This is a genomic window from Yoonia sp. BS5-3, from assembly GCF_038069655.2.
GTDB lineage: Bacteria > Pseudomonadota > Alphaproteobacteria > Rhodobacterales > Rhodobacteraceae > Yoonia > Yoonia phaeophyticola.
This window is the reverse complement of record NZ_CP150951.2, coordinates 393122-405055: the sequence shown is the minus strand read 5'-3', so window position 1 is coordinate 405055 and position 11934 is coordinate 393122. Positions and strand designations below refer to the sequence as shown.

At 58.5% G+C, this 11934-nt stretch carries 11 protein-coding genes; 6 read left to right on the top strand and 5 right to left on the bottom strand.

The genetic code is table 11. The features are described from left to right. Window positions 1-80 precede the first annotated feature (80 nt). The 4 genes from AABB29_RS02100 to mdoH are packed head-to-tail and all read left to right on the top strand — an operon-like array spanning window position 81 to window position 6149. Complete coding sequence (locus AABB29_RS02100; protein WP_341368519.1) at window positions 81-1445, top strand: tetratricopeptide repeat protein; 1365 nt, start codon at window positions 81-83, stop codon at window positions 1443-1445. A gap of 21 nt (window positions 1446-1466) precedes the next feature. Beyond that, complete coding sequence (locus AABB29_RS02095; protein WP_373636751.1) at window positions 1467-2747, top strand: OpgC family protein; 1281 nt, start codon at window positions 1467-1469, stop codon at window positions 2745-2747. Then, the gene (locus tag AABB29_RS02090; RefSeq protein ID WP_341368520.1) at window positions 2734-4257 is read left to right on the top strand and encodes a glucan biosynthesis protein G; all 1524 of its coding nucleotides are present in this window, start codon (window positions 2734-2736) and stop codon (window positions 4255-4257) included. Before AABB29_RS02095 ends, AABB29_RS02090 begins: the two co-directional genes overlap by 14 nt. Beyond that, window positions 4257-6149, top strand: a complete 1893-nt coding sequence (gene mdoH / locus AABB29_RS02085; protein WP_341368521.1) for a glucans biosynthesis glucosyltransferase MdoH — start codon at window positions 4257-4259, stop codon at window positions 6147-6149. Before AABB29_RS02090 ends, mdoH begins: the two co-directional genes overlap by 1 nt. On the opposite strand, the gene AABB29_RS02080 is transcribed toward mdoH, so the two are convergent. From AABB29_RS02080 to AABB29_RS02065, 4 genes are read right to left on the bottom strand one after another with little or no spacing between them, the layout of a single operon-like run. Continuing rightward, window positions 6132-6422, bottom strand: coding sequence for a hypothetical protein (locus AABB29_RS02080; protein WP_341368522.1), 291 nt, complete (start codon window positions 6420-6422; stop codon window positions 6132-6134). The genes mdoH and AABB29_RS02080 overlap by 18 nt on opposite strands. After that, entirely contained in the window at window positions 6422-7255 is an 834-nt protein-coding gene (locus AABB29_RS02075) for an alpha/beta fold hydrolase (protein ID WP_341368523.1), read from the bottom strand. Before AABB29_RS02075 ends, AABB29_RS02080 begins: the two co-directional genes overlap by 1 nt. Then, entirely contained in the window at window positions 7255-7704 is a 450-nt protein-coding gene (locus AABB29_RS02070; RefSeq protein WP_341368524.1) for a rhodanese-like domain-containing protein, read from the bottom strand. The genes AABB29_RS02075 and AABB29_RS02070 overlap by 1 nt, the downstream gene beginning before the upstream one ends. Before the next feature lie 9 nt (window positions 7705-7713). Continuing rightward, a complete protein-coding gene (locus AABB29_RS02065) occupies window positions 7714-8226 on the bottom strand; it encodes a YHS domain-containing (seleno)protein (RefSeq protein WP_341368525.1) in 513 nt (170 codons plus the stop codon). Window positions 8227-8412: 186 nt separating this feature from the next. Between AABB29_RS02065 and AABB29_RS02060 the strand changes: the two genes are divergently transcribed. Both AABB29_RS02060 and AABB29_RS02055 read left to right on the top strand, forming a co-directional pair. Continuing rightward, window positions 8413-10338: a hypothetical protein gene (locus AABB29_RS02060; protein WP_341368526.1), complete on the top strand. Its 1926-nt coding sequence runs from the start codon at window positions 8413-8415 to the stop codon at window positions 10336-10338. Window positions 10339-10373: 35 nt separating this feature from the next. Then, window positions 10374-11105, top strand: a complete 732-nt coding sequence (locus tag AABB29_RS02055; RefSeq protein WP_341368527.1) for a hypothetical protein — start codon at window positions 10374-10376, stop codon at window positions 11103-11105. 30 nt (window positions 11106-11135) lie between these two features. Here AABB29_RS02055 and AABB29_RS02050 read toward each other — a convergent pair whose 3' ends face one another. Then, window positions 11136-11930: a metallophosphoesterase gene (locus AABB29_RS02050; RefSeq protein ID WP_341368528.1), complete on the bottom strand. Its 795-nt coding sequence runs from the start codon at window positions 11928-11930 to the stop codon at window positions 11136-11138. Between the last annotated feature and the right edge of the window lie 4 nt (window positions 11931-11934).

Below are 11934 nucleotides of genomic sequence, written 5' to 3'. Positions count from 1 at the left end.
GACGGATGGGTGATCCCTGTGTAATCGATGTTCCTTTATACATGGACCATCAAAACGGCTTTGGTCAAAGGACGATGAACATGTTGACAGATATCAGCACTTGCCAGGTGAGCTTGGACAGCGCGCCCGCTTTGGACGCTTGGAATGGTGTCATTCTGGGTGTGTTGTCACATGGTCAGTCAACCGGTGATCATCTGGGTGCATTGATCAAACATGCGCCCGACTTTGCCATGGGCCATGCCATGCGCGGGTTGGCCTGTTTGATGCTTGGCCGCAGTGAGATGATTGCCCCAGCACAGGCCGCACAGGTTGAAGCGGCCCGTGCCTTGGCCCTTGGCGGCACCACAAAGCGCGAGTGTTTGTGGTGTGCTGCCCTTGATGATTGGCTGGTAGGCCGTCCTTCGGCTGCGATTACCCGCATGGAAGAGGCCGTGCGCCTGAACCCGGCCGATACGATCAGCATGAAACTGTCCCATGGTATTCGCTTTATGCTGGGTGATAATCGCGGCATGCTGCACGCGGTTGAGCAGGTTCTGCCTGCCCATGATCCGGCCCATCCCCTTTATGGCTATGTGCTGGGCTGTCATGCCTTTGCCCTTGAGGAAATGGGCCAGTACGAGGCTGCTGAACGTGCCGGTCTGCGCGGCTTGGAATTCGCCAAGGATGACGCCTGGGGTCTGCATGCGGTTGCCCATGTCTATGACATGACCCACCGGACGGATCAGGGGATCAGCCTGATTGACAACAATCTATCCGCCTGGAGCCATTGCAACAATTTCCGCTTCCACGTCTGGTGGCACAAGGCCCTTTTGCATCTTGATCAAGGGGACATTCCCACGGTTCTGGATCTGTATGACAGCAAGGTCCGCGATGAAAAAACCGATGATTACCGCGACTTTTCCAATGCCAGCTCGCTTTTGATGCGGCTTGAGCTGGAAGGGATCGATGTCGGTGATCGCTGGGTTGAGCTGGCCGATCTGGCCGAAAGCCGGACCGATGACGGCTGCCTGACCTTTGCCGATATGCATTACATGCTGGCCCTGATCGGCGACACCCGCGCGGATGCAACGGACCGGCTGACCGCGCAAGTCGCCCAGAATGCCCGCAAGGATGGCGATATGGCGCAGGTGATGTTGTCGCCGGGCAAGGCTGCGGCAACGGGTCTGGCCGCTTTTGGCGAAGCAAACTATGCCGAGGCCTTTGCCCATCTGAGCACTGCAAAGCCTGATTTTCAGGCCATGGGCGGTAGCCATGCGCAGCGCGACGTCTTTGAGCGTCTGACAATTGAGGCCGGATTGCGGGCGGGTCGCCTTGCTGAGACAGAGGTGCTATTGCGCGCCCGGACGGCATTGCGCGCCGGGTGTGAAGACAGCTTTGCCGCATCGCGGATGCAGCAGCTTGGCCAGCTTCGCAGCTATGGCGCGCAATCGACCGCAGCAGAATAAGATCGGTATCAGGACAAGACGGTGCAGACCACGACTTTAGCAGCAGGGACCGCAGCGCCCCATGGCGCAACGACTGCGACTACGCCACATTCCGCAGCCGCCGCCAAACCGGCGGCAACAACGCGCGATGTGCGGCTGGATTTCTTTCGCGGGATTGCGATGTTTATCATCCTGATCGCGCATACACCCGGCAATTGGGTCACACGTTGGATTCCGGCCCGATGGGGCTTTTCGGACGCGACCGAGATTTTCGTATTCTGTTCGGGCATGGCATCGGCCATCGCTTTTGGCGCTGTGTTTGCCAAGCGGGGCATGTGGATGGGCACCGCGCGCGTGGCTTTTCGGACCTGGCAGGTCTATTGGGCGCATATCGCCCTGTTCTTTGCCATTGCGGCCACGATGGTCGCGCTAAACGGCATCTTCCCCGATGGGCGCGATTATGTTGGGCAGTTGAACCTGCATCCGTTTTTCAACAACGCGCAGACCAACCTTTTGGGGCTTTTGACCCTGACATATGTGCCCAATTACTTTGACATTTTGCCGATGTATCTGGTCATTCTGGCGATGCTGCCGCTGATGGTCTTGTTGTCGCGCGCCCATGTCGGGCTGGTCTTTGCGGCGATGTTCATCCTGTGGGCCTTCGCGCAGGGCCGCATTTTGGAAATGATCGGGCTCGAGGCCTTCGCCCTTGATTTCCCGGCCGAGCCCTGGTCAGAGCGCACATGGTTCTTTAACCCGTTCGGCTGGCAGCTGGTCTTCTTCACCGGCTTTGCCTTTATGATGCGCTGGCTGCCCGCGCCGCCGCGCGCGGGGTGGTTGTTTCTGGTCGCGCTGGCTGTCGTGTTGGCGAATATTCCGCTGTCCAATATCGGCACGCGCGAATTGGATCTGGATTGGGCCCGCGATTGGCGCAGTGCAAATTCGGCGCTGTTCTTCAAATCCGATTTCGGGATTTTGCGTTACGTCCAATTCCTTGCGCTGGCCTATGTGGCCTGGTTTTTGGCCGGTCCAATGGGCGCGCGGATCAGGGCCCGTGAGGGCGGCGGTATCGGCGCGCAAATCTGGGCCATGGTGCTGGCGGTTATCATGAAAGTGGGTCAGCAATCGCTTGCTGTCTTTGTCTTCTCGATGTTCTTCGCCCGGCTGATGGGCGTGATGTTTGACCTGATGGGGCGTTCGCATGCCACGATGGTTCTGGTCAACGCAATCGGATTTGCTGCGATCATCGGCATTGCCTATCTGGCGGCTTGGTTTAAATCCCAACCATGGAAAACAAGGAGGCAGAGCAATGCTGCGGCGTGAATTTGTAGCCAGTCTTGCGGCCTTGGTGGGAACCCCTGCCTTTGCGCAGACCCAGGAAGAGCCGGGTTTGCAGACCGATCCCGGTGTTCCGTTCAATCCTGATGATGTGATCGATCTCGCCCGGATGCTGGCCGATCATGATTTCCAGCCGCGCGCGCGCATTCCCGAGGAATGGACCAATATCAGCTTTGAGGATTATCAGACCATCTGGTTTGATGGCCGCAACGCGCTTTGGCAAAATCAGGATGAAACCCCGCTGCGCATGGATGTGTTTGCGCCCGGGCTTTATTTTCCTTTCCCGATTGACATTTCGGTTGTCGAAAATGGCGAAGCGCGTCCTTTGCGCTTTGATTTTGGTGTTTTCGACACGACCGACAAATTCCCTGATTTGCCGCAGGATGACACGCTGGGCTATTCAGGATTGCGTCTGCGCGCCGAGCTGGAAAAACAGGGAATTTATCAGGAATTTGCTGTTTTTCAGGGTGCCAGCTATTTCCGCGCGATTGGCACGGGCAATATTTATGGGCTGTCGGCACGCGGGCTTGCGATTGATACGGCCAGCCCCGATGGCGAAGAATTTCCCGATTTCCGGTCTTTCTGGCTGGAAAAACCAAGCCCGGGCGCCACGACTTTTGTGCTGCATGCGCTTTTGGATGGCCCCAGCTGTGCAGGGGCCTACCGGTTTGAGATCACGCCCGGCAGTCCTTTGACCATGGACGTAACAGCGCATCTGTTCCCCCGTCGTGATATCGATAATGTCGGTATCGCGCCTCTGACGTCGATGTTTCAATATGATCAGACAAACCGGCATCGGTTTACCGATTTCCGCCCGGCAGTGCATGATTCAGACGGTCTGCAGATCATGAATGGCGCGGGCGAGACGATTTGGCGCCCATTGGCCAACCCAACCAATCTGCAAATCAGTGCCTTTGTCGATAACAATCCCAAAGGGTTCGGGCTGATGCAGCGCGCCCGCGAATACAGCGATTTTGCGGATCTGGAGGCGCTTTATCATCGCCGCCCCGGTGTCTGGATCGAACCCAAAGGCGATTGGGGTCGCGGGTCGGTCGCGCTGATCGAAATACCGACACCGTCTGAGATTTTTGACAATATCGTCTGCTATTGGCGTCCCGCCAATGGGGTGCAGGCCGGGGCCCAGGCCACTTATTCCTATCGCCTGACTTGGGGCGAAGAGGTCAATTACGGTGAGGGGCTGATTGTCCTGAATACGATGATCGGCTCGGCCTTTGAAAATCGCGGCACGATCGTGCTGATTGATTTTGCCGCAGGCGAGGCGGTACCAGAAGACTTGAGCGAGGTGGACATCGTTGTCCAAGGCAGCGCCGGTGAGGTGTCATCGGGCGTGTTGCAGCGCAACCCTGAAACCAACGGCCCGCGTCTGGCGTTCAAGTTTGAACCCGGCGAAGAGACCCAGATCGAATTCCGCGCCCAGCTGCGTCTGAACGGCGCCCCGCTGAGCGAAGTGTGGCTCTACCGGTGGACCGCATAATGCCTTATGCCGCCGCTGATATGCCTGCGCGCGCGCCGCTTGCGATGTCGCCGCAGACCTTTTCGAAGGTCACCCATAAGCGTGATATCGGGGCCTCGCCTGGCCGGACCGGTGTGCGCCTGTGGCGTCTGGCGGCTTTTGGTCCGACAATCGTGCTGAGCGCGATGATTTGTTATTGGCTGATCCAATATCTAAGCCAGGGTGGTGTGTCCAAGGTCGACGCGGCGGTCGTCGCGCTGGTCGCGCTGACGTCGCTTTGGCTGATCTTTTCGGTCACGACGGCCTGTCTTGGTCTGGTCAGTTTCATGCTGACCCGGGGCAGGGTGATGCGCCATGATCCCGCGCAGATCCAGATGGATGTGGCCCTGTTGGTGCCCGTCTATAATGAACCGCCCTGGGATGTGTTCGGCAATGCTTCGGCCATGCTGCGCGAGTTGGCCAATGGTCCGGGCGCCGGGCGCTATAGTCTGTTCATTCTGTCCGATACACGCGATCCTGACATCGCCGCCTTGGAAGAGCGCGCTTTCGCCGCGCTCAAACGTGACATGGCTGGCAGTATTGAGGTCCACTATCGCCGCCGCAGCGAAAATACCGACAAGAAAGTCGGCAATATCGCCGATTGGATTGAGAATTGGGGCGCCGCTTATGACGCCATGCTGGTTTTGGATGCTGACAGTCTGATGAGCGGCCGCGCCATCCGCCATTTGGCCAGTGCTTTGGCCGCTGATCCCTCGGCCGGTTTGATCCAAAGCCGCCCGATGCTGATTGGCGCCGAGACCCTGTTTGGCCGTGTGCAGCAGTTTTCCAATTCGGTCTATGGCTGGCTGGTTGCCGAAGGCCTGTCCAGCTGGTCCCAGCAAGAGGGTAATTATTGGGGGCATAACGCAATCATCCGCACCCGCGCTTTTGCCGAAAGCGCCCGGTTGCCATATTTGCGCGGATGGCGCGGGACCTCGCAATTGTTGCTCAGCCATGACTTTGTTGAGGCCGGAATGCTGCGCCGTGCGGGCTGGGCGGTGCGTTTGTTGCCCCGCGTGACCGGCAGCTATGAAGAGACCCCGCAGACCCTGATCGATTACGCGCTGCGTGACCGGCGCTGGTGTCACGGTAATATGCAGCATCTGCGTATTCTGGCCGCGCGGGGCTTTCACATGATATCGCGCGTGCATTTGTTGCAGGGTGCCTTGGCCTTCTTGATGTCGCCTGCCTGGCTGGCGGCCATTGTCCTTTGGGCCTTTGTCAGCGTCCGTGATGACAGCGCGGTCGGCTATTTTTCGCAGGCCAATCCTTTGATGCCGATCTGGCCCGAAGCGACCACGAATATGGCCTGGTTCTTTTTGCTATTTGTTTATGGCATGCTGCTTTTCCCGAAGATCGCCGGCGCCGTCATTTTTGGCCTGCAGCCACGCACCCGGACCGCATATGGATCGCGCCGGGTCTATATCGGGTCGATCATGATTGAGCTGTTCCTAGCTGTCCTTTACGCGCCGATCATGATGGTCCAGCACACGATTGCTACCTTCCATGCGCTGCTGGGGCTGGGCGGTGGGTGGTCCCCGCAAAACCGCGGCAGTGGTGGTTATGGCTGGTGGGCCAGCTTGCGCTTTCACTGGATTGAGACGGTGTTCGGCACCGCGCTGCTGGGCGGTGTGATCTTTGCGGATGTGTCGCTGCTGATCCTGCCCATCGCGATCAGTCTGGCGGCTGCGGTGCCGCTGTCCAGGCTCAGTTCGGTACCGGTCGCGAATGCCGCATCGCGCGTTATTCGGCTTGATACCCCGCATACATTGATTGAACCCAAGATCGTCAAACTGGCCAGGCGCGAGCGGGCTTGGATGAAGGCGATCCTGCTGGACCGGCCTGCTGGGCCAGGGTCAATCGCGGCGGAATAGGCGGAATATGAAAGGGATGGTCAGGGCCAGAATTGGCCCGGTGAAGGCCCGATATGTGATCTGCAGGTTAAACCCCAGATAAGACAGGTATGAGCCGTTAAACAACAGCAGGCTTTCCTCAATCGAGGCACCGGCAAAGCCGCCAGCCACGTTGATCCCGGCCTGCAGGGCAAACAGCAAAAAGACGCTGCTAAGAAAGCCAATCAGCCCCCAGCGCAGCGGAAGGCATGCACCAAGCACGCCGCCTACGACAGATATCGCAATCACAAGCATCAGAGGTCCTCAAACCAATCAACAACCAGATCTGCCCAGCCTTGCGGGACACGGTGCCCACCTGGGAAAATCGCCAATTCCAAGGCCGTACCATCTGCACATCTGTCCCAGATGCGACGCCAGAATGCGCCTTCGGTGACAAAGCGATCGGCCTTAAGATACATGCATTCATTGGTTTCGCGCCAGATCGACATGGCATGAAAGACATCGCCCTGCGCCCGTGCACCCGGATCATTTGCAGGCACATTGTTCAAAACCCGCCCTTCAAGCGGGACGGTGCCATCGGTCCAACCATGGGTGTGTAAAAGGCGCACAGGCCCTTCACATTCCACCGGATGTGGCCGCCAGAAATTGCCGCCCATGGGCGCATAGGCTGAAAACGCATCCGGTGCGAGGCAGGCCGTATAAGCGGCCATCGAGCCACCGATGGAAAAACCGCCCAGCACGATCTGATCCGTATCAAGCCCAAACCGGGCGATTGCATCATCCCGGACCGCGATCAGAAAAGCGACCTCATCCATCTGCCTGCCAGAGCTGGGATGAAACCCCCAGCCGCGCCCATTACGCCCGGCGCGCGCTACCCCATCAGGTGCAATCACCGCAAAGCCACGCGCGTTAAAAGCTGATACCATGGTGCGGTTACGTAATGCGCCTGCGCCGCTGCCGCCGGCCCCATGCAAATAGACAACGGCAGGGACGGGCTCGCCCGTTTGTTCGGGCATCGCGATGTAATAATCGCGGGCGCCGACCGAGCAGGCCGTGTCGATAGAACAGGCCTGCGCCGTTGTGCCAAACCCGATCGCGGCGATGATTCCGGCAATGAAATTGCGCATTAATCCACCTTTCGCGTGGGAAGCCCCCGTTCCAGCCAACCGGGGCCGGCGACCGAGCCAAGCATGCCCTCGGGAATATCAATGATGGGCCCAAGCTGCGCCTCTTCCAGGCGCCGCGTCAGCCGGGCCGAGCGAACGCCCCGGGCGCATATGACGGCAATGGGCTGTGTTGTCGCTGTGCGAAGCGTGCGTAACTGATCTAGAAAGTCGTCGTCGCGCATATCAATAGGATGCGCGGGTGCGGCAATGCCTGTCTGTTGCCATTCATCCGGGCGGCGGATATCGACAAGCAGGATATCCCCCGCCGTTGCGGCGATAAGTGCCTCGGGCGGGGTGAGTATGGCTGCAGTCTCTGCCCTTGCAAAGGAAAAGCGGAAGACCGCGTAGCCCCCCACGCCGACAGTTGCAGTACCGCCAAGGGCGAGAAACGATCGGCGTGGAAGCATCATAATGGCAGCCTAGTTCAAAGGTGCCGTGGAAGAAAAGCTGGGAATGGTGTTTTCTGATGCCGGGTCAGGTTCGATCCCACCCCAGTTGCCTTCGGCAAGGGTGATGTTGCCGGGAATGTCTTCTTCCCAGAACCCAACCACATTTTTGGTAATGTTCAGATATAGCGTGTCATCCACGATCCGCCACAGGTTGGGGTTTGCTGGAACCTTGCCGCCGCGCGAGACGCCGTAGGCGCAGTGCCCGTCATAGGCAGGTGCAAAACGGGCAGGGTTTGCCAGGAATGCATCACGGTTTTCTTCGGTCGAAAAGGCGAACGTCGCGCCATTATATTCGGCCGTGATATCGGCATTGCCGGGGACCGCTTCGGGTTGCGCGGTGCCAACGGGCGATTGTGCCAGATCGAAATAGGCCACAACGTCGTAGCCAGAGACGGCAAAGCCGGTTTCGTCAACATATTGATCGCCAGCCAGGGCGATGGTTGAGCTGAGCGCCACAAAGGCGGGTGCAAGTAGCCACTTCACGAGGGGTCTCCTTTTGAGTCGGGGTGCGTGGAAAATGGATAACCGCTTGGACCCTGTCTGCGTAGATGGCCTCTCGCGGGAGTGATCGTTCGTGTGTGCGGGGTCCTCGTGCCGTGCAGGTCATCATGCAAGGCCAAAACTTAATTCTTCGTTGCGGGCTTTGCGATCCCCGCCTAGCCTAGCCGTATGAGTTTTGAAGACCTGCATTTGATCACGAAATGGGCCCAGGTGGTTCAATTACGCGACGATGACCTGCTGACCCCGGCCGAGCTGATCCTGCTGGAGGCCGCAGAACAAGGCAAAACAGCGCAAATCAGCCTGACCGTTCCCAATTTAAAGGCCAAGTCCGTCCAGATCCGGGCGACCCTGCTACGCTATCTGATCCTGGGCGGGTGCAATGATTTCCGCACGCAGCCATCGGGCATTACGGTCAACGGCGCCTGGATCAGCGGTGTCCTGGATCTCAGCTTTACCACCGCGCGCGGCCCGGTCGATCTGTTCAATTGTTACATCGCCGAGACCCCGCAATTGTTACAGTTGAATGCCGATGGGCTGGCGCTTGTCGGATGTACCCTGGCCGCAGGGCTGAACGCGGCCCGGCTTCAGATCAAGGGGAACGTCACTTTCAATGGCAGCCGGATTGACGGGAAGGTCTCGCTTTCGGGGGGCGATATTCGCGGCCATCTGTCCTGCACCCACGCAGTTTTGCGCAATGAAGGAAGTTCGGCCTTCAAAGCCCAGGGCTTGCACGTTGCCAGTAGCGTTCTGCTGGAAGGGACAACCGCGACCGGATTGGTCAGCCTTCTGGGCGCCCGTATCGGTGGTCAGCTTGTCTGCACCGGTGCGGCTTTTCATAACCCGGGTGCGCATGCGCTAAACGCCCAAAGCGCGGTGATACGCGGCGATGTTTCCCTGCGCTATGTCAGCACCTTGGGTGACGTCAGCTTTTTGGGGGCTGAGGTGAACGGCGTTTTGGATTGCGGCCATGCAGAGATGCGCAGCCCGGACAGAAATGCGCTGAATGCGCAGCGTCTGATTGTCCGTGAAGGCTTCATTTGGCGCAATATTAAGGGGGTGTCGGGGATCGTGGATCTGACCTCGGCCCATGTCGGCGATCTGTGGGATGATCCGGAAAGCTGGGCGCTTTGTGATGGGCTGTTTCTAAGTGGCTTTATCTATGATGTGCTGCATGGCGGTATTGATGTGCCCGACCGATTGGTCTGGCTCAAACAAGGTGCCGTGTCCCGCCGCGAGTTTTATCCGCAACCCTATGAGCAGCTGGCCAAGCTTCTGCGGGACACTGGCCACCGGTCGCATGCCCGCGCGATTATGACCGCCAAGGAACAGGAACAGCGCAAAGCCTCGCGCACCCGCTGGGCGCGTGAACGGGCCTGGCGGCGTGACTTGCTCGCGGCCAGCCAGATGCCTGCTGATGCCCGTCCCGAGGCTGTGCAGAGCTTGCAGACGCGCCGGCCCAATGACGACAATGTCGCCCGTCTGGTTCTGCTTCATCCCGAGAACCCCGCTGATCTGGATGTCGGTGATCTGACCCTGGCCTATGCCCAGCGGCAGTTCCGGGGCGAGCAGCGCTGGCATAATTTCCGTAGCCGCGGTCGCCATTTCGGCAGTGTGATCGCCGATGGGGTGCTCCGCTTTGTTGTCGGATATGGACACCGCCCTGAACGGAGCTTTGTCGTGCTTGCCGCACTTGTGCTGATCGGCTGGATGCTGGCCAGCAACGCATGGAACAAGGGCGATTTCGCCCCGACGGCTGGTCCGATCCTGATGTCCGAAGGGTGGCAAGCATTGGCCGCAGATGAACGGATCATGAACCCCGCGCAGGTCTGGTCGGATAAATATATGCTCTCGGCTGATGGCACGCCGATCCTGACCCCCGGGCGCGACTATGAAACCTTCCACGCCCTGTCCTATGCCGTTGATCTGGTGGTCCCGATTGTTTCACTGGGGCAAGAGGCATCCTGGGCGCCATCAACGACGCGCGGGCCATGGGGGCAGGTGCTATGGTGGGCGCGCTGGTGGCTGATTGCGCTAGGTTGGATTGTCACGGCGATTGGGGCCGCAGCTGTGACGGGTGTGATCAGGCGGGATTAGGACGGCGCGCAAGTCGCGACATGAAAGGAAAGATAATGCCATCAATATTGCGCAAGGCGGTTGGCCTTCTCTGCATCATCCCAACAGTGGCTGCAGCACAAAGCAGTGCGGCTTTGCGGGCCTGCCATGGCGTGGATTTTGACCCAAGCGATGATGCGCCCTTTATCATCTTCAGCGCGCATAGTTATCCGGCTGTCGCCGAAAAGATGGACCGTGATTTTGACACCGAAGATCTGCCGGATCTCTTGGCTTTGGGAAAATTCAGCAGCTTTGCGATCCATGATGCGTTTGTCCCACTGCTTATGGTGCCGTGTTCCTATGAGGCCTACGATGCGACGGGCTGCCGAACGAATTTCCTATTCGGCGCCAGTCAAAAGGTTGAGGATGTCACCCGGACCGGCGAACGATTGTCATTTACCCTGATCGACGAAGAGGATGGTGTGGTGAATACAATCGTGGTCGGGAACCGTAGCTATGATGATATGACACTGACATCGACAAAGGGTGGCACGGTCACAACCTCGTCTTGGAGCCGCGCAGGCGATGGAACAGAGACCTATGAGGGCAATGGCGGCGACGGGAATGTCATCCGCTATACCGAGCGGTCCGATTGTTCGGGTGAAGGCTATATTGCCGAGGCCGAAAATGGGGTTGTCCGGCGGACATTCGATGCCAGCTGGACCTCAACCAAAGAGGCCACGTTTACGCTGACATATGAGATGTGCAATTTCGTTGATGGCACCGACTGCGTCAGCGGTTCGTTCTAGTTTGCACGGCATGGCGGATCCGATGCAGGCCTATGGACGCAGTGCAACGCGTCCCTTATCCGTCAAAAGCCAGCAATCTTGGCCTTCGAGCACAGCGGGTATCAACGGGCGTCCATAGCCTGCGCCCCCGTCCAAATCGACCCGGTTTCCAAAATGCTGGGGGTAATCCAGTGCCGTGTGCCCGTGAACGATCAGCTTGCCATAATTGATCCGGCTTTCAAGAAACCCATCGCGGATCCAAATCAGATCGTCAGGGTCTTGCCATTCCAGCGGCAGCTCCATGCGCAGCCCCGCATGCACAAAGATCAGATCATCGGTTTGATAATAGCGTGGCAATTTTTCCAGAAATGTCAGATGGCTTTCAGGCACGGCTGATTTGGCAAGCTTGTGTACAGTATCCGGTTGTTGCACGTAGACGTTCATAGGATAGCCAACTAGCCATTCCAGTCCGTCATGCCGTTTCTCGAGCAGCGGTAACGTATCGGATGTCACTCCGTAAGATTCCAAGGTGGCGGCCCCGCCGAGGCGGGGGTTAAACCAGCTTAGCCCGGATTTCACCCGGGCGTCATGTTCCGTACCATCCCGGACGAAACGCGCGAACATCCGGTCGTGATTGCCCATAAGACAGGTCCAGTTACGCCCTGCGTTCAGGCCACCTATCAGCGTGTCGATCACGCCCCGGCTGTCCGGGCCGCGATCAGTGTAGTCGCCCAGAAAGATGATCTGAGCATCCGGCCCGCCATCGGCCTCGATCAGCGCAAGTGCATGATCAAGCATGGCCTTCTGACCATGAATATCGCCGATAGCATAAACCGTTTCCGTCATGCGA

Coding starts and splice junctions, on each gene's coding strand:
- AABB29_RS02100 (WP_341368519.1), top strand. CDS start 81: ATGTTGACAGATATCAGCACTTGCCAGGTGAGCTTGGACAGCGCGCCC.
- AABB29_RS02090 (WP_341368520.1), top strand. CDS start 2,734: ATGCTGCGGCGTGAATTTGTAGCCAGTCTTGCGGCCTTGGTGGGAACC.
- mdoH (WP_341368521.1), top strand. CDS start 4,257: ATGCCTTATGCCGCCGCTGATATGCCTGCGCGCGCGCCGCTTGCGATG.
- AABB29_RS02080 (WP_341368522.1), bottom strand. CDS start 6,422: ATGCTTGTGATTGCGATATCTGTCGTAGGCGGCGTGCTTGGTGCATGC.
- AABB29_RS02075 (WP_341368523.1), bottom strand. CDS start 7,255: ATGCGCAATTTCATTGCCGGAATCATCGCCGCGATCGGGTTTGGCACA.
- AABB29_RS02070 (WP_341368524.1), bottom strand. CDS start 7,704: ATGATGCTTCCACGCCGATCGTTTCTCGCCCTTGGCGGTACTGCAACT.
- AABB29_RS02060 (WP_341368526.1), top strand. CDS start 8,413: ATGAGTTTTGAAGACCTGCATTTGATCACGAAATGGGCCCAGGTGGTT.
- AABB29_RS02055 (WP_341368527.1), top strand. CDS start 10,374: ATGCCATCAATATTGCGCAAGGCGGTTGGCCTTCTCTGCATCATCCCA.
- AABB29_RS02050 (WP_341368528.1), bottom strand. CDS start 11,930: ATGACGGAAACGGTTTATGCTATCGGCGATATTCATGGTCAGAAGGCC.